Source organism: Sphingomonas mangrovi (assembly GCF_047975845.1).
Lineage (GTDB): Bacteria > Pseudomonadota > Alphaproteobacteria > Sphingomonadales > Sphingomonadaceae > Sphingomonas.
This window is the reverse complement of sequence record NZ_JBIUCZ010000006.1, coordinates 66598-88911: the sequence shown is the minus strand read 5'-3', so window position 1 is coordinate 88911 and position 22314 is coordinate 66598. Positions and strand designations below refer to the sequence as shown.

Below are 22314 nucleotides of genomic sequence, written 5' to 3'. Positions count from 1 at the left end.
CACGACGCGGCCACCTTAAGCAGTCACTCCGCCTCAGCGGCGCGCGACCCCGATGAGAGCGGTCGAGGGTACCGGCAGGACCGGACGGCCATCGGCCAGCCGACGCACTTCCGCAACGACCGCAGCCTTTTCCGTCTCGGACAGGCTCGTCCAGTCGGGCGACATGCCGAACAGGGTGTCGGGTTCGGCAAGCGCCGCGATCTCCAGCGCATAGTCGTAGGTGACCGGCTCGATGTGCGGATCGCGATAGCCCGCCTCGGTCAGGGCACGCCCGAAATCGGCCGGATCGCTCAACGCGCCCACGGCGTCCGGCATCGCCATGCTCTCCCGCTCGGGAAACAGCGCCCGGCGGATCTCGCCCAGCAGCAGGAAGGTTGCTGCGCCGCGGCTCTGCCACGTCGCGACGACGCCGTGGCCGCCGGGGCGGGTCACGCGCGCCATTTCTTTGAGGCCCTTGTGCCAGTCGGGGAACATGATGACGCCGAAGATCGAGAACACAGCGTCGAAGCCGGCGTCGGGGAGGTCGAGCGCCTGACCGTCCATCACCCGCGCCTCGACATTGGGGAGGCCGGCTGCGGCGATCCGCGCCACCATCCCGGGCGAGAAGTCGGTTGCGAGCACCTCGGCACCCGTACGCGCAGCGGCAAGCGCGAGCGCTCCGGTTCCGGCGGCGACGTCGAGGACGCGGTCGCCGGGCGCCAGCGGCACGCGCGCCAGCGCCGCTTCGGCAAAACGCGCGGTGAAGGGATGGGCGGTCTTTTCATAGTGCTGGGCCGTCGTATCCCAATGATCGGGGTTCTCGAACGCACGCATAGAGCATCTCCAACTCATGTAACTCGCAATGTATCGCGAGTTGCGGATGTTGCCAACCGGCGCGGCGTGGCAAAGAATGCGGCGTGCGCACCGACAGTCGCCTTTCCCGCATGCTTCACGTGCTGCTCCACATGGCGCGGCACGCCGGACCGATGACGTCGGAGGCGCTCGCCCGCATGCTCGGCACCAACCCGGTCGTGGTCCGCCGGACCATGGCCGGTCTGCGAGAGGCGGGGTACGTCCGGTCGGAGAAGGGGCACGGCGGCGGCTGGTCGATCGCGGTGGATCTGGGAACCGTGTCGCTGCTCGACGTGCATCGCGCGGTCGGCGGGCCGCGCATTTTCGCAATCGGCAACGAGCATCCGAATCCCGACTGCGCCGTCGAGAAGGTCGTCAACGAGGCGGTCGACGACGCCATGCGCGAGGCAGAGGCGCTGCTGGTGCAGCGGCTGGGTGACGTCACCCTGGCCGAACTCGCCGAGCGTTTCGACCTGCGATGCAAGGAGGCGATCGACGGCGCGACCACGGGCCCGGATCACGCGTAGGTCGCCCCTGCCTGGCGGACGAGACCGCCTACACCAGCGGCGCCCGCGTGGGATTCCGGGACTGCGCGCATCCCGCGCTACCGCTTCGAGGAGAAAGCCATGAAGCTTCGCCACATCCTGTCGCTCCTCCTCGCCGTGGGGGCGGCCGTTCCGATGCCGGCGACCGGGGGCGCGCCGCGGGCCGCAGCGCCGGCGCGGCCCGATCTCGTGGTGTTCCTTGCCGACGACCTCGGCAACGATCTGCCGTCCTGGGGCGACGCGAACGTTCGTGCGCCCAATCTCACCCGGCTCGCCGAGAGCGGGATGGTGTTCGATCGCAGCTTCGTCGCGTCACCGGCCTGCGCGCCCAGCCGTGCGGCGCTGCTCACCGGGCTGATGCCCGCCCGCAACGGCGCCGAGGCCAATCAGAAGGCGCCACGCGCCGACGTCCGCAAGCTGCCGGCCTATCTCCACGATCTCGGCTATGAGGTCGTCGCTTTCGGCAAGGTGTCGCACTACAAGCAGACGGGCATGTACGGCTTCGATCATTTCGAGCACGACAGCTTCCACGATCCCGAGGGGATCGCCGCGGCGATCCGCTGGCTCAAGGCGCGCAAGGACACGCGCCCGCTGGCGATCTTCGTGGGCAGCAACTGGCCGCACGTGCCCTGGCCCGACACGACCCAGGGATACGACCCCGCCCGCCTTTCGCTGCCGCCCAAGACGGTCGATACGCCGACGACCCGCGACGCGCGGGCGCGCTACTATGCGGCGGTGTCGAAGCTCGACCAGGAAGTGGGCGACACGCTCGCCGCGTTCGATCAGGTGCTCGGACCCGACACGTTCGTGCTCTTCTCGTCCGATCACGGGGCGCAATGGCCGTTCGGCAAGTGGAATCTCTACGACACCGGCACCCGCGTGCCCACCATCGTCCGCTGGCCCAAGCATGTGAAGCCGGGGACCCGCACCAGCGCGATGGTGAGCTGGGTCGACATCCTCCCCACACTGGTCGACGTGGCGGGCGGCACGGCGCCCGAGGGGATCGACGGCCGGTCGTTCGCCCCGGTGCTGCGCGGCACGCCCGGCGCCAGGGGACGCGCCGAAATCTACACCACCCACAACAACGACGGCAGCATCAACGTCTATCCGATGCGCAGCGTGCGCACCGATCGGTGGAAGTACATCGCCAACCTGCGTCCCGACACCGTCTACACGACGCACATCGACCAGTGGGTGAAGCGCGTGGACTCGGGGAAATACTTCCCGTCATGGCGGGAGGCCGCCCGGAGCGACCCCGCCGCCAAGGCGATCGTCGACGCATACTACCGTCGCCCGAAGGAGGAACTCTACGACCTGTCGACCGACCCGGACGAGACCCGCAACCTCGCCGGCGACCCCCGCCATGCCGCTGTCCTTACCTCGCTACGCACGAAGCTTGCGACCTGGCGCGCATGGCAGCAGGATGACCATCCGGTCGAAGGGACCCCGCACTTCAAGCGGGGCCCGCTGTATGGCGAACCCGATCGGAAGGCGGCGTCTCCGGCACGGGGTGCAGCCGAATGACGTGGGTTCGCGAGAAAATCAGGGGAGGTGGCGTGGACGCGCTAGGCGAGACGACGATACGACGGGTGACATGGCGGCTGATGCCGCTGCTCGGGCTGATCTACGTGGTCGCCTATATCGACCGGCAGAACATCTCCTTCGCCAAGCTCCAGATGGTCGACGACCTGGGGCTGAGCGAAGCCGCTTTCGGGTTGGGCGCGGCGCTGTTCTTCCTCGGCTATGCGGTGTTCGAGGTGCCGAGCAACCTGCTGCTCGAGCGGACCGGCGCGAACGTCTGGTTCGCGCGGATCATGGCCAGCTGGGGGCTGGTCACCATCGCGCTCGGCTTCGCCTGGGACCAGACCAGCTTCTACATTCTGCGGTTCCTGCTGGGGGTTGCCGAGGCCGGCTTCTTCCCGGGCGTGCTCTACACGCTCACCCTGTGGTTCCCCCAGGCGCACCGCGCGAGTGCGATCGGCCTGTTCCTGATCGCCAGCGCGCTGGCGAACGCGATCGGGGCTGCGATCGGCGGGCTGCTGCTCAGCCTCGACGGACTCGCCGGGCTCCAGGGCTGGCAGTGGGTGTTCGTCGCGACCGGGATTCCGGCGCTGCTGCTCGTCCCGGTCGTGCTACTGTCGCTGCCGCGGGGGCCGGGGGAGGCGCGGTGGCTGGCGCCCGAGCAGAAGGCGTGGCTCGCCGCCGAACTCGCTCGCGAAGCGCCGGTCGGCGCGCACGGCAATCCACTGGCGGCGCTGCTCGACCGGCGGGTACTGCTGCTGTGCCTCGCCTTCATCGGCTTCCCGCTCGCCGCCTATGGCCTGAGCTACTGGCTGCCGACCATCGTCAAGGGCTTCGGCGTCGGCGACGTCGCGAACGGATTCCTCAACGTCCTGCCGTGGCTCTGCGTCACGCTGGCCCTGTGGGTGGTCCCGCGGCGAGCGCAGCGACGCGTCGACCAGCGCTGGTACATCGCCGGACCCGCACTGTTCGGGGCGCTGTGCCTGGTGGCGGCGACGCTTCTCCCCGGCTTCCCGCTGAAGTTCGCGGCCTTGTGCCTCGCCGCGGCGGCGATCTTTTCCGGCCAGCCGGTGTTCTGGACGCTGCCGTCGCGCTTCCTCAAGGGGGCAGGCGCCGCCGCCGGGTTCGCGGCGATCAACTCGATCGGCAATCTCGGCGGCTTCGTCGCGCAGGCGGTGGTGCCGCGCATCCGCGACGCGACCGGCAGCGATCTCGCGCCGATGCTCTTCCTCGCCGCCTGCCTGCTGGTCACCGCCGCGCTGGTGCTGGAGATCGAGCGGCGATGGCCGAACGGAGCGAAGGATAGATAATAATGGCGCATCTCGAGCGGACGCTGCCCGGGGAAGTCCAAGCCCGCCGTCCCTCAAAAGGGCAGGGGAGCGCCGCCGTCAGGCGTGGATCGCCTTGCCCAGCGCTGCAGTCACCCGCGCGACGCTGATCGGTTTCTCGCATTTCGGGACACCCGCGAACCGCTCGGGGATAGCGCCGTTGTCGTAGCCGGTGGTGAAGATCAGCGGCACGCCACGCTCGATCAGGGCGTCGGCGATCGGAAAGGCCGGCTCGCCGCCCAGGTTGAGGTCGAGGACCGCGCCGTCGGGCGCGTGACTTTCGAGCAAGGCCAGTGCCTGTTCGATCGTCGGTGCGGGGCCCAGCACCGTCGCCCCTTCGTCTTCCAGCTCCGTCGCCAGCTCGTCGGCGAGCAGATATTCGTCCTCGACCACGAGGATGCAGCAGCTCTTCAGTCGTGGATTAGCCATCGTCATGCTCACGTGAAGTGTTGGTCGTGGAGACCGGCATGGCGATGGTGCAGTGTACGCCGTCTTCTTCAAGTACATAGGTTGTCTTGGCGGCGAGCTGGTACGGCAACGCGCGTTCGATGAGCTCGCGGCCTTGCCCGCCGCCCTGCGCGGTCGCGCCGGCCGGCGGCATCGCGACGCCGCTCTCGCGCCAGTCGACATACAGCCACGGCTGGCCGTTGCCGCTGCCGTTCCCGTCGCCATCCGCCATGTGCCATTCGACGGTGAGGCACGCTTCGGACTGGCCGAGCGCACCGTATTTCACCGCGTTGGTGGCGAGCTCGTGCAGCGCCATCGCCAGCGTCTGCACCGTGGTGGAGCGCAGCCGGACCGCGGCGGGTCCCGCGATCGTGATCCGACCGTCGTCGCTGGGCTCGGCACCGTGCGCGGCGAGTTCCGTGCGGATCAGTTCGTCGAACGTGACGCGATCATGCTCGCCGAGGCGCGACAGCAGCCCCTGGACGCGCGCCAGCGCATCGAGCCGATCGCTGAAGCGATCGCGGAAGTCGTCCAGGTCGGTGCTGGCGCGCATCGTCTTCTGCGTCATCTGCCGCACCACGCCCATCAGGTTGCGGGTGCGGTGCTGGAGTTCCGCGACCAGCACCCCCTGCCGCTCCTGAAGGTCGCGCAGGTCGTCGATGTCGGTCGAGGTGCCGACCCACTCGACGATCTGGCCGCCGTCGTCGACGACCGGCGCGGTACGGATCTGGAACCACCGATAGGTGCCATCGGCCGCGCGCAGGATCCGGACCTCGATCTCGAACCCGCCTTGCTCGGCCGCGCGGCGCCACGCTTCGCGCGCGATCGGGCGATCGTCGGGGTGCACGGGATCGAGCCAGCCCCAGCCTTCGCTGTCCGCCTCGCTCTGCCCGGTATAGTCGCGCCACTGGCGGCTGGCCCAGGTCCAGTGACCGGAGTCGACCGCACGCCAGACGAGCTGGGTCAGCCCTTCGACCAGCGAGCGAAGCCGCTCCTGGCTCTCGCGCAGCGCATCCTCCGCTTCGTGGCGGGCGGTGACGTCGCTGGCGGCGCCGAACCATTCGAGGATCTGGCCATCGCTGCCGGTGATCGGCACGGCGCGCGAGAGCGTCCAGCCGACGGTGCCGTCGATGCGGATGACGCGATGCTCCAGCTCGAACGTGCTCTTCTCGCGGATCGCGCGTGCGATCGCCGCCTCGACGCGCGCCCGTTCGACCTCGGGGATGTGCTGCGCCTCCCACGCGGTGCTTTCCTTCGTGTCCGAGAGGAAGCCGCCGCCGGACAGGTCGATCATTTCCGACCAGTCGGGGCTCATCCGGTAGGCGACCTCGGAACCCGCCGCGAGCAGCGCCTGCAGCCGCGCCTCGCTCTCGCGCAGCGCCGCCTCGGCCTGATGCACGGCGGTCAGATCGGTGAAGGTGACGACCGCGCCGCCGATGTAGTTGTCGACGCTGCGATAGGGCAGCACCCGCGCGGCGAAGTGGCGCTGCGTCAGCGGGTCGATCACCATCCGCTCGACCGGCGCGAGCGCCTTCAGCACCCGGCGCACGTCGTCCTGCAACTCGGGATAGGCGACGCGCGACACCACGTGATCCAGCGGCCGGCCGACATCGGTTTCGAGCAGGTGGAAAATCTCGGTCGCCGACGGCGTGAAGCTGCGGACGCGCAGGTCGTTGTCGAGGAACAGCGTGGCGATCTGGGTCGCCTCCAGCAGGTTCTTGAGGTCCGAGTTGCTGCGGCCGAGTTCGGCGACGCGGTGCGCCAGCTCGCCGTTGACGGTCTGCAACTCCTCGTTGACCGATTGCAGTTCCTCCTTGGAGGTCTCCATCTCCTCGTTGGCGGACTGGAGCTCCTCGTTGATCGACTGATATTCCTCGTTGGAGGATTTCAGCTCCTCGTTGGTCGACTCCAGTTCCTCGATCGTCGTCTGCAGCCGGTCGCGGGTAAGCCGCAGTTCGGCTTCCAGCCGCTCGACCCGCTCGCCGCCGTCGAGCCGGTCGCCGCTCGACGCCCCCTCCGCGACGGTCCCCAGATCCTGGAACAGGACGATCAGCGAGGTCACGTCGTTGCTGCCGACCGGCTCCACCACCAGGTTGATCCCGGTGGCGCGGTCTTCCTGCTGCAGCACCAGCCGGGGCAGTTCGACCCGGCGCGCCTCGGAAATGGCGCGATGTAGCGCCGACCGCAGATCGACGCGCAGGTCGCGATGGACCAGGTTGAATACGTTGAGGCTGGCCACGCCCGCGATCGGCTCGAGGAAGCGCCCGGTGCGGCCGGAGAAGTGAAGCACGTCCCCCTGCGTGTCGACGACGACATAGGCCGGTGCGTAGCGTTCGGCGATCGCCTCCGCCTGCCGGCTGACCGTCGCGGACAGGCGCGCGGGCGACCCCGTCTCCGCCGGAAGGCTCGACAGCGGCTCCACGGTGCGGGCGCGTGGGCTCAGCGGGAATTCGGGGATGACGCGGGTGGCCGTCTCCAGCCGGCGGAACACGCGGTTCTTGCGATCGACCGCCGCGAACAGCTTCTGGTGACGGGTGACGTTCTCGGAATTGCCGAGAAACAGCACGCCGCCCGACACCAGCGAGAAGTGGAAGATCGGGATGACGCGGTTCTGCAGTTCCGCATTCAGGTAGATGAGCAGGTTGCGGCACGACAGCAGGTCGACTCGCGAGAAGGGCGCATCCTTGATGAGGTTGTGCGGCGAGAAGATGCACATCTCACGCAGCTCCTTCGACACGCAATAGGTCTCCCCCTCGCGCACGAACCAGCGTTCCAGGCGATCGGGGCGGACGTGATCCTCGATCGACGTGGCGTAGCGGCCCGCGCGGGCGAGCCCGAGCGCCCGCGCGTCTAGATCGGTCGCGAAGATCTGCACATGCGGCGGGTGGTCCATCCGCGCCATCTGCTCGCGCAACAGGATGGCCATCGAATAGGCTTCCTCGCCCGTCGCGCAGCCGAGCACCCACACGCGGAACTGGTCGTCCGGTCCCTTGCCCTCGAACAGCCGCGGAAGCTCGCGCTCCAGCACCTCGAACTCCAGCGGATCGCGGAAGAACTGGGTGACGCCGATCAGCAGGTCCTGGAACAGGTCCTGGACCTCCTGGCGGTCGTCGCGCAGCCGCGCGACATAAGCGTCCAGCGTATCGATCTGGAGCACCTGCATCCGGCGATGGACACGCCTGAGGAAGGTGCCACGCTTGTAGCCGTGGAAATCGTGGCTGATGGTGTTGCGCAGGATCGTGGTGATCTGGGTCACCTGCGCTTCCACCTCGTCGGGCTCGCCGTCCTCCTGGAACGTGCCGCCGATCTCGTGGAGGTTCCTGAGATAAAGCGCGATCTGGGTCGCGATCCGGTCGATCGCGACGTGCATGTCGACCACACCGAACGGGCCGGCCACGCCTTGCGCGCCGTTGTCGTCGTCCTGGGTGCGCGCCTCGGCGATCGACAGGCCGCCGAACTTCTTGGTCGCGGTGACGCCGGCGGTGCCATCGCTGCCCAGCCCGCCGAGCAGCACCGCCACCGAGCGGTCGTGCGCATGCTCGGCGAGCGAGATCAGCATCGTGTCGATCGTCCCGCGATGCCCGACCGGCTCGGCGGCAGGCTGGACGCTGAGATGGCCGTCTTCGATGGCGATCATGTCGTCCGAACCGCCGACGTAGATGCGATCCGCCTCGATCGCCTCGCCATCCCGGCCGATACCCACCGGCAGCGGCGAGACGCGGGTGAGCGCCTCGACGGTGGTGCGGACGTCCAGCCCCTCCTGCTGGCGCACGGCGACGAGATAGGCGGCTCCCAACGTCGGCCCGATCCCGGAAAACAGCGTCTCCAGCGAACGGAGCGATGCGGCGCAGACGCCAACCCCGACCACTGGCATCACCGCTGCCCGGTCCTCCTCCTCCCGCAACGTCGCGGGGGTCTTCACCTGTTCATCCGTGTCGAGCATGCCTGGGGTCCGAAGCTTGTTTGCGCTCTGGGTAGACGCTTGCGAGGGATTCCAGAAACGGATTCAATCAGATGTCCTGTCCTCGCGGCATTCGTCCGATTCGCAGTGAGGTGACCGCGGCATCGCGCAGCGTGCTGGCATAACGTCGATATTCCACCGCGCGTGCTTCGTAGAGCTCCGCCACCGCCGTTCGCCCGGTCGCTCGCGCATCGACCGCCATCCGCTCCACCAGCGTCACGCGCTCCTCCATCACCCGCATCGCGACGCGGATGGCCTCGTCGACCTCGTCGATGTGCGCCGCCAGGTTCTCGGCGGTATAGGCGTGGCCGATCTGGCACCGGTAGCGCAGCGGCCGACTGCCGCTCACCTCGGAAAGCACGCCGTGACAATCCGGGCAGGAAAGCGCGCTGGGCGTCGCGACCCGCTTGAGCCGGTCGCTGCCCAGCCGGGCGCCGGCGGCGATCTCCACCTCCAGGTGCAGGTCTTCGGCGGATGGGCGAAGGGGGCTGGCATCGGTTCCGGCGAGCGTGACGAGCAACTCGGCCAGCTTCGTCGCCGGCGCGACGTGATCGACCTCGACCGATTCCAGCGCGGCGAGCGGCATCTGGTCGGCTTCGGCGTCGAGCGGGTGCTGCACCACCGCCGTACCGCCCACCGACTTGATGGCATGAAGCCCGGCAGCGCCGTCGTTCAACAGGCCCGTGACCACCACGCCGACCACGCGCGACCCAAAGGACAGCGCTGCGGACCGGAACATCGGATCGATCGACGGACGTACCATGTTCTCGCGCGGGCCGGTCCCCAGCCGGATGGTGCCGTCCATCAGCAGCAGGTGGCGATCGGGCGCGGCGACGTAGATGTGCCCCTGCTCGATCGGCTGCCCGTCCAGCGCCTGCACGACGGGCAATGCCGCCTTGGTGGCGAGGATCTCCGCCAGCATGCTCGGCGAGTGCGCCGGGATATGCGTGCTGACGAACACGCTCGCCGGCAGGTCGCGGGGCAGATCGCCCAGCACCTGCTTCAGCACCGCGCCGCTCCCGGCCGACCCGCCGATGGCGATGATGTCTCTCTTGGCGACGCGCTGCATCCGCGACGTTCTCCTCATCGAACAGGCGGTCGCTCCGGGCCGGATTCACCAGGCGACTTCGTACCGATCCTCCGTTAGGCAAATGCAGGGACGCACGCGTTGATCTATGTGAGCGCACGCACGCGCTCCCGCCGAGGTCGGTGCTCTGGACCCCGACGGTACCATCCTCGCCCCTCCTTAGCCGACCACCCATGTTCCCCTGAGCGGCCGCTTCCTGCAACAGGAGGGTGTCAGCGCGTCACAGCGCAGCTTCTCTCGCGTCGTCGCAGGTCGAGTCGGCGCTGCCGCTCCCCGTTCATCCCGCAGCGACGCGGAGCAGGATGGCGATCGCTACCGCCAGAACCAGCCCCGCTCCGAACATCACCCGCTGCCAGCGTTTGCGCAGGACGATTTCGCCGCCGTGCACGGCCTCGGCCTTTTAGCTCGGCTCGCCGGGCTCTCGGGGCGGTTCATCAGTCACGTGCGGCGCCTTCCGTCGATGGTGCCCCTTCGGGTACCATGATGAGCCATTGCCTTTCGACGCGCCACGAGGCGAGTTCGGACAGGAAGTTCATGCCGACGACGTCGATGCCGAGCGACGGCGAGACCACCACCTTGAGATCGCTGGCGGTGATGCTGCCGATCCGCAGCTGCTCGACCGTGCCCGTCTGCGCCTGGACGACGCCGTTTGCCGTGCGCAGCATCACCGGGACGATGCCGCCGCCCGCCTCTACGCCGGCGGCCTTGGCGGTCTCCTGCGACAGCACGGTCACGGTCGCGCCGCTGTCGATCAGCATCCGCCGCTCCACGCCGTTGATCGCCACGGCGGCCCAGAAATGCCCGTCTGGCGCCATGCGGATCCGGACCTCGTCGCCGACGACTTCCTGGCGGTCCAGGCCCAGCCGTTCCGTCAGGCGGGCCAGCGTCGGCTGGTAGGGCGCTTGTTGGAGAAGCAGGAACAGCGCCAGCGCCAGGAGGCCGAACGACACCGCGAACCGGACGACCCGGCCGATGTAGGGAACCCGCTGGAGCAGGAACAACACGACCGCCGCCGCTGCCGCATAGAGCGCAAGCTGCTGCCAGTCCGGCGTCGGCGTCGGCATCGTCCCTCCCTAGCGTTGCGACGGCGTCCGGATGTCCGGCCCCAGCGTCCGCAGCACATCGGCGGCATCGAACGCACGCGCGTTGCCCGCAGGCTTGGCGCCGCGATGCATCACGATCTCCGCCGTCGCTTCGTACTTGTTGATGGTCCGCACGTCGAGCGTGTCGCCGAAGAACGGGTCGCCGTACCACGGGCTCCAGTTCCGCCAGCCGAAGCCGGTGCCGAAATAGCGCCACGACGGTCCCCACCAGCCGTAGGCGCCCGGTCCGAACGGCCGGTCCACCACGGTGCGCCCGGTGTTCTCCGTGTCGCGGTGCACCTCCTCGAACCAGTCGTAGCCCTGCTGCCGGGCCAGTTCGGCGGCGCGGTAGAGAAGATAGGTCTCCACCGGCTGGCGCTCGGTCATGCTGTTGCCGGCGAAACTCACCCGGTAGCGGTCCGCCTCGATGCGCTGGCTGCTGTAGTCGCCGCGCGCGTCCGACGGGCCGTTCACCGGCTGCTAGGGTGTGGGATGCGAGCAGGCGCCGAGCGCCGCCGATGCCAGGAGGAGTGCCAGGATCGGATGCCGTTGCGGTGTCATGTCCAAACCTCTCTCGGTCATTGTTCGTCGATGGTGATGCGCACGCGGCGGTTCGCCCGCTCGCGCACGTCGTTGCCGGTCACGATGCGCGGATCGCGTTCGCCTCGCGCCTCGATCTCGAAGGCGCCGGGCGCGATTCCGTGGTCCTGCAGATACGCCTGCACCGCCGCCGCCCGCTGTCGCGAGAGGGCAAGGTTCGCCGCCGCACTCCCGCTGGTATCGGAGTAGCCGGTCACGGTGATGCCCGGGTCGTTCCGCGAGGCGTAGCGTCGGGCGAGCGAGTCCAGCCTGGATCGCGCTTCCGCGGTGAGCGCGGCACTGCCGACCGCGAAGTGGACGCGTATCTCGTCCGGGTCGTCGCCGATGCCGAGATCGTCCGCCACATCGTCTGCCGCATTCTCCAGCTGATTGACGACGGGCGGCGTCCGGTCGCACCCGGCAGCCCCCAGGCTGGCGGCGAGCAGCGCGGCACGGAGCGTCAGCGGCCAACGGCCGGCGAAGGGGGAGACGATCTTCATAGAGTGATCCCGGCAGAGGCCCCGGAGGGGCGGGAGGGCGGCCGGCACAAGCGCGGGACGCCGATGGGGGCCGGGACGCGAAGCCGCGCTCCGCGTCCCGGCCATGGCCAAGGCGTCAGGCCTTTGCGGCGGCTGCCGTCTGACCGGCGCCGGACGTCGACGCCGAGGCGTTCCTGCCCTCGGACGCGCTCTGCTTGACGCGCAAGTTGTTCTGGACGTGCTGCACGCCCGAGACGCGGTCGACACAATCCTCGGCCGAGCGCTTCGACCCGCGATCGGTCACGGTCCCGAACAGCGTCACCTCGCCACCCGACACCGAGACTTCGATGTCCGACGCGTCGGTGCGGGGATCGTCTCTGAGCCGGTCGCACACATCCTCGCGGATGCGGTCGTCGGAGCGGGTGTAGCCCTTGGGGCCCTTGCCGCGATGCTGGTCCATGTCGCGACGGCGGTCGGCATCGTCGTCGCCGAACCAGGACCGCACCTCGTCGCCCGCGCGATCCATCCAGTCACGGCCGTTGTCGCCGCGCTGGTTCCGGCCGTAGCCGTCCGGGCCATTGCGGTCCTGGCCGTAGCCGTCCGGGTCGCAGTCTCGCTGATCGTGCCGGCCGCTGCGATCGCGGTCGAGATGGGGGGGCGCCGCCTTAGAGGCGGGTGTTGAGCGAGATCGGCGTCGCCTGCGCCTGCTGGAATAGGCCGCCGTGCGCGCCGTAGGTCGCGCTGCCGGTGCCGGTCAGCCGCTGCACCTCAGAGGCGACGGCGGTGATCAGTTCGGTGGAAAGCTCGATTTGGCGGCTAAGCACCTCGGCATTGGTGGCCGAGGCATCGAGCAGGCCGGCGATCGCGGCGGCGAACTGGTGGCGCGCATCGGGCTCCAGTTCCTGCAGCCAGCCGGGGTTCTCACGATTGCGCCGCGCCATCTGGGCTTCGAGCTCGGAGACCAGGCGAACCTTCGCCGCACTGCATTCCGCCAGGTCGCGGTGCAGGCCGGGAGCGACCAGCTTGTCGCTTTCCTCATCCATCAGCGCGGTGAGCGACAGCACGGTGTCGAGAATGTCGGCGATCATGCGGCGGACCCTCCCTGAAGCTTGATGATCTGGTCGAGCACCATCGGCGCGAGGCCGATGCCGCCGCGCTGGGCGACCGCTGCACCGAGCTTCTCGGCGAGGACGCCGCGGAACATCTCTTCGCCGTGACCGCCGGAGAAATCGCCTTCGGGCTTGGCGGTCTCCATCATCATCTGGGTCATCTGGCCGATGAACACCGCCTCGAAGGCGCGCGCGGTCTTGTGGGCGGCGTCCTCCTGACCCGTTGCGGCCGCCTTGATCGACGGAAGCCGGGGCTGGCTGGCGGCGAGGCCCGCGACGCTGGAGACGTCGTCCATCACTGCACCTCGATCTCGGCCTGGAGCGCGCCGGCGCTCTTGATCGCCTGAAGAATGGTGATGAGGTCGCGGGGCGACACACCCAGCGCGTTCAGTCCGCTCACCAGCGACTTGAGCGAGGCTCCGCCGCCGACCATCGCCAGCGACTGGCCGCCGCCGTCGTCCACCGCGATCTGGGTTCGGGGCACGACCGCCGTGGTCCCGTTGGAGAAGGGGCCCGGCTGCGACACCTGCGGCGCCTCGGTCACGCTAATGGTGAGCCCGCCCTGGGCGATCGCCACCGGGCTGATCCGCACGTCGCTGCCCATCACCACCGTGCCCGATGCCTCGTTGATGACGATGCGGGCGGGCTGGTCGACCTCGACCGGTAGGTTCTCGATCTGCGACAGCAGGTCGACGACGCCGCCGGGGAAGCCGGCCGCGGGGGTGAGCTGGACGGTGGCGGGGTCGAGCACCTGCGCGCTGCCGGCGAACCGGCCGTTGATCGCCGAGGCGATGTGCCCGGCGGTGGTGAAGTCGGGGTTCTTGAGCGCGAGCTTGAGCGTGGTCGCCGAACGCAGCGAATAGGGTACTTCGCGCTCGACGATCGCGCCACCGGCGATGCGTGCGGAGGTGGCGACGCCGCGGCTGATGCTGGCGGCGGCGCCCTGTGCCTTGAAGCCGGAGACGGCGACGGGGCCCTGCGCGACGGCGTAGATCTCCCCGTCGAGCGCGCGCAGCGACGAGGCGATCAGCGTGCCGCCCTGAAGGCTGGTCGCGTCGCCGAGTGCGGAGACCTGGACGTCGATCGTCGAGCCGGAGCGCGCGAACGGTGGCATGGTGGCGGTGATCGACACGGCCGCGACGTTCTGGGTGCGCATCTGCGAGCCGCGGATATTGACGCCCATCCGCTCGAGCATCGCCTGGACGGACTCTTCGGTGAAGGGCGTGTTGCGGATGCGGTCGCCGGTGCCGGCGAGGCCGACCACCAGCCCGTAGCCGACGAGCTGGTTCGGACGGACGTTCTCTACGTCGACGATGTCCTTGATCCGGTTGCCCGCGGCGGCGGGCGCCGCGAGTGCCAGCGCGAGGCATGCGCCGATTGCGGTCCAGAAAGGGCGAGCAACACGCATAATTACGCGGGTCCGTGGAAATTGCCGATGACTTCTTATAGGATGAAGATGGCCATCAAGGTGGGCCACGACAGGAGTTTCGATGCGGATCGCCGGATTGCCGCCCGTGATGCAGCAGGGCTTGCTCACCGCGATCGCGACCGCGGCGAAGGATGTCGCGACCGCGTCCGCCGCCTCCGAGGGCCCGCCGCCGACCGTCGCGTCGCCGGCGATGCAGTCGGCGACCCATCCCCATACCTCCGTCGAAATGCTGGTGGCGATCGCCGCCGCCGAGCCCGGATTGGAGCGCCGCCGCAAGCTTGCCGCCAAGACCGACAAGGGACTGTCGCTGCTCGAGCGGCTCGACGCAGAGCTGCTCGCCGGGCCGTTGCCGCCGGAGCGCGTCGAGGAACTGGTCGAATGGTCGGAGTCGTTCGAGCTGCCCGAAGATCCGGCGCTTGCCGAGATCGCACGCGAAATCGAGCTGCGCGTCCGGGTCGAGATCGCCAAGCACGAACTGCGCGCCTGACGAGCGACTGCCCTCACACCTCGTCATGCTGACGGAAGTCAGCATCCAGACGCGCTGCGCTCTCGCCTCCAGCCGGTGCGGCAATGGATCCTGACTTTCGTCAGGATGACGATGGCGTAGCTGCGCCGTACGCCGATCAGCCGCCGCCGCGGCCCAGCGCCGTCTTCAGCAGCGACTGCTGCTTGCGATAGAGGTTGGTCATCGCGGTGAAGTCCGCCTGGACCTGGCTCATCCGCAGCAGCTGGTCTTCCAGCGTGACGTTGTTGCCGTCGGGCTTGGTCTCGCTGATGTCCTTGTCGAGGATCACGCTGCCCGCGCCGATCGGGCTCGCGCCGAGTGAGGCCATGCCGCTGGTGATCTGCACCCGCGGCCGTGCGACGTGCGGCGTGCCCCCCTGGTTCTGCTGGTTGAGCAGGTCGCCGAAGTCCGGCGCTTCCACCTCGCGCGACTTGAAGCCGGGCGTCTCGCTGTTGGCGATGTTCTGCGCAATCACACGCTGGCGCTCGGCCAGGTGCTTCATCTCGCGGCCGATGCCGGCCATCAGGGAAGGGACGTTGGACATGGTTCAGAATCCGAAGAAGCCGGTGCTGGTGGAGGTGCCGCTCGACAGGCGATCGAGCGCCGCCTGATAGTTGGCGAGCTGCGCATTCTCGATGCTGGTCGAACTGCCGCCGGTCACGCCGTCGACGCGCGCCGCCTTGGCCGCGTCCCAGTAGAGCGAGCGATAGCCGGTTTGCGAGACGGAGATCGCCTGCTTGATCCGGTCGAGCGCGGTCGCCGCATCGGCGGCGGTGTCGATCCGGAGCGCGTGAGTGAGGTCCAGGCCGTAGCGGCCGCCCGGGGTCACCGCGGGCGTGCTCTTGGTGGCCGCGGCGGGCACGGTGACCCGCGTCTCGGGAAGGCCGAGCTTGGCGAGCGCATCCTTGCCCTCGGCGCCGGCGAGGAACTCGATCGTCTGGCCCGGCTTCGGCTCGATGCGCAGGACGGTGCCATCGCCGCTCTTCGGCGTGGAGACCGTCGCCTTGCTGCCGGTGATGAGCCGGACGCGGGAGGCGAGGGTGGTCAGCGTGTCGTCGGCGGTGACGGTGATCTTGCGCACGGCACCGCTACCGACCCGGATCGAGAACTCGTCCCCGGCGCGCAGGCTGGTCTGCGCGACCAGCTTGGCGGAATCGGCGGGGGTGATCAGGCCGCGGTGCAGCCCCAGCGCGCCGAGCCCGGTGTCGCCGCCTGTGACGGCCGAGACGCGCACCGGCTCGGTGCGCAGCGTCACCTGGCCGAACTGGCTGGTGTTGCCGACCGCACCGGTCGCGGCGTCGATGCGGCTGACGAAGCCGTCGACGCTCCCCTGTCGGGTGCCGCCCAGATCGCCGGACGTCCGCCCGCCGGCGTAGATCTCGCCGTTCAGGAAGGCGACGCTGTCGACCTGGTCGTCGCCTGCGGTCGCGAGATAGGTGACGCTCGTGTCCTGCAAGCCGGCGTCGATGCGCGCGACGAAGCCGTCGCGGCCGCCGCCGGTGGCGTTCACCTGGCTGCCGGGCAGGGCGCCGGTGGTGGCGCCCGCGACCGCGATGCTGCCGTCGGCGGCGACCGCGATCGCCCGCGCATCGGCGCCGGCACCCAGGTCGAGGCTGCCCAGCTCGCTCGCCAGATTGCCGGCGTCGAGGCGGTGCAGCTTGGATCCGGTGCCCTCGCGGGTCAGCGCCAGCAACTGGCCGTCGCCGTCGATCGCCAGCGCGGTGATGCGGTCGGTGCCGCCGCTGTCGATCGTGCGCCGCTCCTGCAGCGCACCGCTGGCGCTGAAGCGCGTGACGAAGGCGTCGCCGCCGCCGGTTGCCGACTGCCCGCCGACGTAGATCGAGCCGTCGGCACCCACCGCCACCGCACTCGCGCTGTCGGCGCCCGTCGCGCGCACCAGCTTGGCGAACTTCTCGTCGCCGTTGGCGTCGAAGCGGGCGACCAGCATGTCGCCGTCGCTGGGGATGCCGTCGAAGGTGCCCTTCACCGTTCCGGCGACGACGATACTGCCGTCGGGCGCGAGCGTCACCGCCGCCCCCTGCGCCGTTCCCGATGCGCCCAGGCTGCGCTGCCAGACCTGCTTGCCCTCGCTGTCGAGCTTGGTCAGCACCAAGTCGTCGCCGCCGTCGGACAGGTTGCTGCCCAGGTCGCCGCTGGTGGTGCCGACGACGTAGCTGAAGCCGTTGGCGTCGGTGACGATGCCGCCGGCGCTGGTGGCGGCCTGCACGGTCGGCGGCGTGGCGGTGGTGGTCGTAGTCGTAGACGTCTTGGTGGTGGTCTTGGCGCTCGCCGCCTTGGCTTCGGCGGCCATTTCGGCGCGCTCGGTGGCGAGCCGGTCGACCGCGGAAATGGTGCCGAGCGCCTGACGGTTCATCGCGCCGGCGGCGTCGCCGATCCGCACGATGCGGGTCGCGGTGGGATAGTCGAGCCCGGTAACGCCGGTCGCGACCATCACCGCGTCGCGCGCGTCGATCTGGTCGAGCGATACCTGCTCGATGCCGTTGGTCTTGAGCGTCAGCCCCCATTTTCCGTCGCTCTTGGTGGCGGCGAAGCTGACGCCGCTCCAGCGCGGTTCGGGGTTGCCGTCGGCGCCCGTTACGACCTCGCCCTGCGCGTTGCGCGCGGGCACGGCCGCGATCGCGGCGTTGATCGCGGCGGCGACGCTGTCGAGCGTCGGCGGCTGCGGCGTCCCGGCCAGGTTGACGAGGACGCTGTCGCTGGCATTGGTACGCGAAAGGGTGACGCGGAACTGCTCGGTGCCGGTGAGGCCGGCGAGCGGCGCGTCGCGGGCGGTCGCGACGCCCTGGCCCGCGACCTCCGTCACGATCAGCCCGGCCGGCGCCTTGACCGCGACGCTTTCGGCACGGCGCACCGGGTCTCCGAATGCCAGCGTCAGCTTGTCCGACGGGGCGCTGCTCAGATAGCCCTGAAGGTCCTCGAGCCCCTTAGCGAAGCTCGCCTCGAGCAGCGTGCGCTGGGCGGAGGATGTGGTCGCGGCGGACGCGGTCTCCGCCAGCAGCCGCAGCCGGTCGAGCGCCTTGTAGGTGGTGAAGCTGGTCTCGACGTCTACCGGCAGCGCCTTGGCACCGGTCGCGGGCTTGTCGATGATCGTCTTCATCGCCTGGATCGCGGAGACCTGCGCCGACACCGGCTTGCTCGACGGCGCCTGCGTCCACGGCGCGATCGTCGCCGGGGTGGTGAACAGCGCCTTGGCCTGGCGCACCGCGCGCGTCTCGACCGACGCGCCGGCCGTGCCGTAGGTCAGGAAGCTGTTGGTTCCCGTCAACATGCTGAGGCCGACCAGGCTGCCGGATAGGTTCGTCATGACACTCGTCCGTTTCCACCGCGAAGCCGGCTTCCCCTCTATAATAGAGGGAACCAGCGCCTTTCCGTGCCGCGGACGGGCCGATCACCGGATTTCTTCTTGGAGACCCCCATGTCGCTCATGACCCCGATCGGCGAGCCGCCCGAGCTCAAGCGCTTTTCGGGTCAGCAGCGCGCCGCCGCGCTGATGCTCGCGCTGGGCCGCGAGCACGGCGCCGCGATCTGGGAACAGCTGTCGATGGAGGAGGTCAAGGAACTGTCCTCGACCATGTCCCAGCTCGGCCGCATCCCCTCGGCGGTGGTCGAGCACCTGCTCGTCCAATTCTCCGGCGAGGTGGCGAGCATGGCATCGCTGCACGGGTCGTTCGAATCCACCGAGCGGCTGCTGGAAGGCGTGCTGCCGACCGACCGGATCAAGGACATCATGGAGGAGATCCGCGGTCCCTCCGGGCGCACGATGTGGGACAAGCTGTCCAACGTCAGCGAGAGCGTGCTCGCCTCCTACCTCAAGAACGAATATCCGCAGACCGTCGCGGTGATCCTGTCGAAGCTGCGCGCCGACCACGCCGCACGCGTACTCGCCGAGCTGCCGCGCGAACTGTCGGTGGACGTGATCCAGCGCATGCTGCGGATGGACACGGTGCAGAAGGAAGTGCTCACCCAGATCGAGCAGACGCTCAAGACGGAGTTCATGAGCAACCTGTCGCGGTCGCAGCGCCGCGACCCGCACGAGGCGATGGCCGAGGTGTTCAACGCGATGGACCGCTCCACCGAGGAAGCGATGCTCAACGCACTCGACGACCGCGCACCGGACTCGGCCGAGCGCATCCGCTCGCTGATGTTCACCTTCGAGGATCTCGCCACGCTGCTGCCGTCCGCGGTCGGGGTGATCGTGCGCCGTGCCGACAAGCGCGAGATGGCGCTGGCGCTCAAGGGCGCGCCGGACGAGCTCAAGCAGCTGTTCTTCGGCACCATGACCGAGCGTTCGGCCAAGCTGATGCGCGACGACATGGCCTCGATGGGGCCGGTGCGTGCGCGCGATTGCGAGGAGGCGCAGAGCGCGCTGGTGCGGCTCGCCAAGCAGCTGGCAGATGCGGGCGAGATCATGCTCGTCGATCCGCGCAGCGACGACGCCATGATCCTGTGATCCGACGATGATCGACGCCAGCTTCCAGGTCCGACCCTTCGCCTTCGACCGCGTGTTCGCGATGCCCGCGGTCGCCGCCACGGCGCCGCGCCCCGAGGATCTGCAATATCGCATCGACACGCTCGAGGCCGAGATGGCGCAGCTACGCGCCGAGAACGAGGCGCTGGTGACGCTGGCGCGTGCCGATGGCTTCGAGGCGGGCCTGAACCAGGCGCGCGGCGAGCAGCAGGCCGCGTTGCTCGCGGCCGTCGACGCGCTGCAATGCTCGATCGAGCTCACCGACGAGCGGATCGAGGAGATCACCGCGACGGTGACCGGCGAAGCGGCGGAGGTGGCGCTGGCCGCTGCCGACGTGCTCGCCGGACGTGCGCTGGAGCAGGCGCCGGGGCTCGCGATCGACGAGGCGATCGGCCGCGTGCTCAAGCAGGTCGCGCGCGGGCAGGACATCGTCGTGCGCGTCCACCCGGCGCTTGGCGAGGAACTGCAGCGGCTGATCGCCGAGCGTCAGAGCGGCGACCGCCGCCAGCTCAACCTGCACGTCGCGCGCGACGCGACGCTGGCCTACGGCGATGCGCGGATCGAGTGGGATCAGGGTGGCCTGACGCTCGACGCCGCCGAGCGGGCCGCCGCGGTGCGGGCGGAGCTGGAGACGCTGCTCGTCCCCGCGACCCCGCCCGCCGACGCCTCGGCCGGAGAGGGCTCCGCCGCCGAGGACGTCGCCTAGAAGCGCATCGTCAGCGATCCCAGCACCGACCGCGGCGCGCCCGGATAGATCCACAAGGCGCTGTAGCTGCTCTGCGCGTAGGTCTGGTCGAGCAGATTGTCGACTTCGATGCGGGCGGTGAGCCGATCGGTGAGCGGGTAGGCGGCGCTCGCCTTCGCCTTGAAATAGCCGTCGAGCCGCAGGTTGCCGCCGTCGAGCGCGGCCGCACGCGGGCCGACATAGGTTCCGCCGGCGCTGAGATCGAGGTCGCGACCGGCGACCGGCAGCGTCGCGAACAGCTGCAGCGTGCCCGAATGGCGCGGCACGTTGAGCACGTCGGCGCTGGCGAAGGCGGGATCGCGCGCCTCGGCATCGGTATAGGCGTAGTTGCCGATCAGCCGCACGCCGGGCGCCAGGTCGACCTCGCCATCGAACTCGACACCGCGCGAGCGGATGCGCCCGACGGTGGCGAGAAAATTGGCGTCGACCGGGTCGGTCGCGAGGATGTTGCGCTTCGAGACGCTGAACCAGCTCACGCCGGCACGGAAGGCGGGCAGCACCAGCTTGGCGCCCACCTCATAGCCGTTGCCCGTTTCCGGTGCGAAGGCGTTGCCCTCACGACCGACGCTCGAGTTGGCTCGGAAGCCTTCGCCCCAGTTGGCGTGGAAGGCGAAGCGCGGGTCGGGCCGGTAGCGGATGCCGGCGCGGAACTCGACCGGATCGCGCTTCAACCGGCTGAGCTGGCCGGTGCGCAGATTGTCGATGCGCTGCTGGAGGTGCTCGTAGCGGACGCCGCCGACGACGCTCAGCGTATCGGTCGCCTCCCACATGTCCTGCGCGTAGAGCGCGACCGCCTTGCGCTGCTCGTTGGTGACGGTGAACGGCAGGAGCGGGCCGGCGCTGCCGCCGTAGACCGGATCGAACACGTCGATCGGGTAGGGCTCGGCCGCGGTCGGGCGAAAGCGCGTCTGATAGGTGTCGAAGTCGAGGTCGTAGAAGGTGGCACCCAGGCTCGGGCGGTGGGTGCCGAACGCCTCGACGGTGCCGCGCACCTCCACGCGTGCCGACCAGTCGGTGAGGTTCCAGTCGCGCTGGCGGCGCTGGCGGCGCAGCGTCGCGTCGGGCAGCAGCGTCGAAGCCTCGCTCGAATAGCCGTAGATGCTGGCGTCGCGATAGGCGCCGCCGCCGACCAGCGACCAGCCGCCGCCCAGCGCCTGTTCGAGCGTCAGTTCGTGGCGCCAGTTGGTCGAGGCGACGCGGCCGTCTCCTGGCTCCCCCAGGAAGCGGTCGCGCGGCACCGCCTCGGCATCGCCGTCGATCGCGGGGATGCCGCGGTCGAACGGCGAGCGATACTCGATATACTCGCCCTGATAGGTCAGCGTCGTGCCCTCCGCCGGCCGCCAGCTGGCCGAGGGCGCGAACAGGCGACGGCGCAGGTCGACATAGTCGCGGAAGCCGTCGCTGTTCTCGATCGCACCGACCAGACGAACCGAGAAGCTCGGGTCGAGCAGCGATTCCACGTCGCCCTCCAGCCGGTAGGTGTCGAACGACCCGGCGCTTGCGGTGACGCTGCCGCCGGTGCGAAATTGCGGTTTCTTGGTGACGACGTTGACGACGCCCGCCGGATCGACCGAGCCGAACACCGCGCCGACCGGGCCCTTCAGCACCTCGATGCGTTCGACGTTGGCCGGATCGCGCGGCGGGCCGAAGCCGCGGTTGGCGAGGAAGCCGTCGACGAAATATTCGGCGCCGGTATCGGGCGTGCCGAGGAAGCCGCGGATCGCGTAGTTGTCGCGCAGGCCGCCCAGGTTGTTCTGCTGCGAGATGCCGCTGACGAGTTCGAGCGCGTCGGACAGGCGGCGGACGCCATAGTCGTCCAGGATCGCGCGATCGAGCGCGATGCTGGCCTGCGACATGCGCTCCGTCACCACGTCGGAGCCGTTGACGCGATCCACCCGGCGGCGGCCGAGCACGACGATTTCGTCGACGCTGGCATGTTCGTGATCGCTCGCCTGCGCCGGCTCCTCGGACCGGGCCTCTTGGGCGGCGGCCGGCACCAGCCCGGCGGACAGGGCCATCGCCGATGCCGAGCCCCAGATGACGCCCGACCGCTTCACCGTCCGAAAGATGCGCATTTTTCCCCCCATGTCGCTGATGTACCGCTTCCCGCTGCGGGGTTGCGTCACGTTACACCGTCTCATAGAGGCGAGTTGCTGCAACGCAAGATCGAAAAGGCG

Annotated in this window: 20 protein-coding genes; 6 read left to right on the top strand and 14 right to left on the bottom strand. The window is 69.4% G+C overall.

The annotated features are described in order from the left end of the window. Window positions 1-33: 33 nt before the first annotated feature. Complete coding sequence (locus ACBY01_RS05070) at window positions 34-813, bottom strand: class I SAM-dependent methyltransferase (RefSeq protein WP_416459695.1); 780 nt, start codon at window positions 811-813, stop codon at window positions 34-36. Window positions 814-896: 83 nt separating this feature from the next. On the opposite strand from ACBY01_RS05070, the gene ACBY01_RS05065 reads away from it, so the two are divergent. From ACBY01_RS05065 to ACBY01_RS05055, 3 genes are all read left to right on the top strand, one after another. Continuing rightward, window positions 897-1358 carry an Rrf2 family transcriptional regulator gene (locus ACBY01_RS05065; protein WP_416459694.1) on the top strand — a complete coding sequence of 154 codons (462 nt, stop codon included), beginning with the start codon at window positions 897-899 and terminating at the stop codon, window positions 1356-1358. Window positions 1359-1457: 99 nt separating this feature from the next. Then, a complete protein-coding gene (locus ACBY01_RS05060) occupies window positions 1458-2900 on the top strand; it encodes a sulfatase family protein (protein ID WP_416459693.1) in 1443 nt (480 codons plus the stop codon). A gap of 32 nt (window positions 2901-2932) precedes the next feature. Further along, window positions 2933-4207 (top strand): MFS transporter, encoded by a 1275-nt coding sequence (locus tag ACBY01_RS05055; protein ID WP_416459692.1) that lies wholly within the window; start codon window positions 2933-2935, stop codon window positions 4205-4207. A 78-nt stretch (window positions 4208-4285) separates the two neighbouring features. Here the strand turns inward: ACBY01_RS05055 and ACBY01_RS05050 are convergent, their stop codons facing one another. The 10 genes from ACBY01_RS05050 to ACBY01_RS05005 all read right to left on the bottom strand — a co-directional run bounded on the left by ACBY01_RS05050 (window position 4286) and on the right by ACBY01_RS05005 (window position 14377). Then, window positions 4286-4654, bottom strand: coding sequence for a response regulator (locus tag ACBY01_RS05050; RefSeq protein ID WP_416459691.1), 369 nt, complete (start codon window positions 4652-4654; stop codon window positions 4286-4288). Beyond that, window positions 4647-8615: a CheR family methyltransferase gene (locus ACBY01_RS05045; RefSeq protein WP_416459690.1), complete on the bottom strand. Its 3969-nt coding sequence runs from the start codon at window positions 8613-8615 to the stop codon at window positions 4647-4649. Before ACBY01_RS05045 ends, ACBY01_RS05050 begins: the two co-directional genes overlap by 8 nt. 67 nt (window positions 8616-8682) lie before the next feature. Beyond that, complete coding sequence (locus tag ACBY01_RS05040) at window positions 8683-9720, bottom strand: chemotaxis protein CheB (RefSeq protein ID WP_416459689.1); 1038 nt, start codon at window positions 9718-9720, stop codon at window positions 8683-8685. A gap of 434 nt (window positions 9721-10154) precedes the next feature. Beyond that, a complete protein-coding gene (locus ACBY01_RS05035) occupies window positions 10155-10784 on the bottom strand; it encodes a retropepsin-like aspartic protease family protein (protein WP_416459688.1) in 630 nt (209 codons plus the stop codon). A gap of 9 nt (window positions 10785-10793) precedes the next feature. Further along, a complete protein-coding gene (locus ACBY01_RS05030; protein WP_416459687.1) occupies window positions 10794-11276 on the bottom strand; it encodes a CC0125/CC1285 family lipoprotein in 483 nt (160 codons plus the stop codon). A gap of 104 nt (window positions 11277-11380) precedes the next feature. Next, window positions 11381-11881 carry an OmpA family protein gene (locus ACBY01_RS05025; RefSeq protein ID WP_416459686.1) on the bottom strand — a complete coding sequence of 167 codons (501 nt, stop codon included), beginning with the start codon at window positions 11879-11881 and terminating at the stop codon, window positions 11381-11383. A gap of 115 nt (window positions 11882-11996) precedes the next feature. Continuing rightward, the gene (locus ACBY01_RS05020) at window positions 11997-12386 is read right to left on the bottom strand and encodes a BON domain-containing protein (RefSeq protein ID WP_416459685.1); all 390 of its coding nucleotides are present in this window, start codon (window positions 12384-12386) and stop codon (window positions 11997-11999) included. 139 nt (window positions 12387-12525) lie between these two features. Continuing rightward, window positions 12526-12948 (bottom strand): hypothetical protein, encoded by a 423-nt coding sequence (locus ACBY01_RS05015; protein WP_416459684.1) that lies wholly within the window; start codon window positions 12946-12948, stop codon window positions 12526-12528. Continuing rightward, entirely contained in the window at window positions 12945-13265 is a 321-nt protein-coding gene (locus ACBY01_RS05010) for a rod-binding protein (protein WP_416459683.1), read from the bottom strand. The genes ACBY01_RS05015 and ACBY01_RS05010 overlap by 4 nt, the downstream gene beginning before the upstream one ends. Continuing rightward, window positions 13265-14377, bottom strand: coding sequence for a flagellar basal body P-ring protein FlgI (locus ACBY01_RS05005; protein ID WP_416459681.1), 1113 nt, complete (start codon window positions 14375-14377; stop codon window positions 13265-13267). The genes ACBY01_RS05010 and ACBY01_RS05005 overlap by 1 nt, the downstream gene beginning before the upstream one ends. A gap of 82 nt (window positions 14378-14459) precedes the next feature. Here ACBY01_RS05005 and ACBY01_RS05000 point away from each other — a divergent pair, with 82 nt between their 5' ends. Further along, window positions 14460-14885 (top strand): flagellar assembly protein FliX, encoded by a 426-nt coding sequence (locus ACBY01_RS05000; protein WP_416459680.1) that lies wholly within the window; start codon window positions 14460-14462, stop codon window positions 14883-14885. A gap of 136 nt (window positions 14886-15021) precedes the next feature. On the opposite strand, the gene ACBY01_RS04995 is transcribed toward ACBY01_RS05000, so the two are convergent. Together ACBY01_RS04995 and ACBY01_RS04990 are read right to left on the bottom strand one after the other, a co-directional pair. After that, window positions 15022-15447, bottom strand: coding sequence for a flagellar basal body protein (locus ACBY01_RS04995; RefSeq protein WP_416459679.1), 426 nt, complete (start codon window positions 15445-15447; stop codon window positions 15022-15024). A gap of 3 nt (window positions 15448-15450) precedes the next feature. Further along, window positions 15451-18228 (bottom strand): hypothetical protein, encoded by a 2778-nt coding sequence (locus ACBY01_RS04990; protein ID WP_416459678.1) that lies wholly within the window; start codon window positions 18226-18228, stop codon window positions 15451-15453. 111 nt (window positions 18229-18339) lie between these two features. Here ACBY01_RS04990 and fliG point away from each other — a divergent pair, with 111 nt between their 5' ends. After that, entirely contained in the window at window positions 18340-19374 is a 1035-nt protein-coding gene (gene fliG, locus ACBY01_RS04985) for a flagellar motor switch protein FliG (protein WP_416459677.1), read from the top strand. Window positions 19375-19381: 7 nt separating this feature from the next. Continuing rightward, window positions 19382-20098, top strand: coding sequence for a FliH/SctL family protein (locus ACBY01_RS04980; RefSeq protein WP_416459676.1), 717 nt, complete (start codon window positions 19382-19384; stop codon window positions 20096-20098). Here the strand turns inward: ACBY01_RS04980 and ACBY01_RS04975 are convergent. Further along, the gene (locus ACBY01_RS04975; protein ID WP_416459675.1) at window positions 20095-22212 is read right to left on the bottom strand and encodes a TonB-dependent siderophore receptor; all 2118 of its coding nucleotides are present in this window, start codon (window positions 22210-22212) and stop codon (window positions 20095-20097) included. The genes ACBY01_RS04980 and ACBY01_RS04975 overlap by 4 nt on opposite strands. Between the last annotated feature and the right edge of the window lie 102 nt (window positions 22213-22314).

Excerpts from the sequence above, each read along its gene's own strand:
- ACBY01_RS04990 (WP_416459678.1), bottom strand. The coding sequence starts at position 18,228 with ATGACGAACCTATCCGGCAGCCTGGTCGGCCTCAGCATGTTGACGGGA.
- ACBY01_RS05060 (WP_416459693.1), top strand. The coding sequence starts at position 1,458 with ATGAAGCTTCGCCACATCCTGTCGCTCCTCCTCGCCGTGGGGGCGGCC.
- ACBY01_RS05070 (WP_416459695.1), bottom strand. The coding sequence starts at position 813 with ATGCGTGCGTTCGAGAACCCCGATCATTGGGATACGACGGCCCAGCAC.
- ACBY01_RS05010 (WP_416459683.1), bottom strand. The coding sequence starts at position 13,265 with ATGGACGACGTCTCCAGCGTCGCGGGCCTCGCCGCCAGCCAGCCCCGG.
- ACBY01_RS05015 (WP_416459684.1), bottom strand. The coding sequence starts at position 12,948 with ATGATCGCCGACATTCTCGACACCGTGCTGTCGCTCACCGCGCTGATG.
- ACBY01_RS05020 (WP_416459685.1), bottom strand. The coding sequence starts at position 12,386 with ATGGATCGCGCGGGCGACGAGGTGCGGTCCTGGTTCGGCGACGACGAT.
- ACBY01_RS05050 (WP_416459691.1), bottom strand. The coding sequence starts at position 4,654 with ATGGCTAATCCACGACTGAAGAGCTGCTGCATCCTCGTGGTCGAGGAC.
- ACBY01_RS05035 (WP_416459688.1), bottom strand. The coding sequence starts at position 10,784 with ATGCCGACGCCGACGCCGGACTGGCAGCAGCTTGCGCTCTATGCGGCA.
- ACBY01_RS05040 (WP_416459689.1), bottom strand. The coding sequence starts at position 9,720 with ATGAGGAGAACGTCGCGGATGCAGCGCGTCGCCAAGAGAGACATCATC.
- ACBY01_RS05005 (WP_416459681.1), bottom strand. The coding sequence starts at position 14,377 with ATGCGTGTTGCTCGCCCTTTCTGGACCGCAATCGGCGCATGCCTCGCG.
- ACBY01_RS04995 (WP_416459679.1), bottom strand. The coding sequence starts at position 15,447 with ATGTCCAACGTCCCTTCCCTGATGGCCGGCATCGGCCGCGAGATGAAG.
- fliG (WP_416459677.1), top strand. The coding sequence starts at position 18,340 with ATGTCGCTCATGACCCCGATCGGCGAGCCGCCCGAGCTCAAGCGCTTT.
- ACBY01_RS04980 (WP_416459676.1), top strand. The coding sequence starts at position 19,382 with ATGATCGACGCCAGCTTCCAGGTCCGACCCTTCGCCTTCGACCGCGTG.
- ACBY01_RS05025 (WP_416459686.1), bottom strand. The coding sequence starts at position 11,881 with ATGAAGATCGTCTCCCCCTTCGCCGGCCGTTGGCCGCTGACGCTCCGT.
- ACBY01_RS04975 (WP_416459675.1), bottom strand. The coding sequence starts at position 22,212 with ATGCGCATCTTTCGGACGGTGAAGCGGTCGGGCGTCATCTGGGGCTCG.
- ACBY01_RS05000 (WP_416459680.1), top strand. The coding sequence starts at position 14,460 with ATGCGGATCGCCGGATTGCCGCCCGTGATGCAGCAGGGCTTGCTCACC.
- ACBY01_RS05045 (WP_416459690.1), bottom strand. The coding sequence starts at position 8,615 with ATGCTCGACACGGATGAACAGGTGAAGACCCCCGCGACGTTGCGGGAG.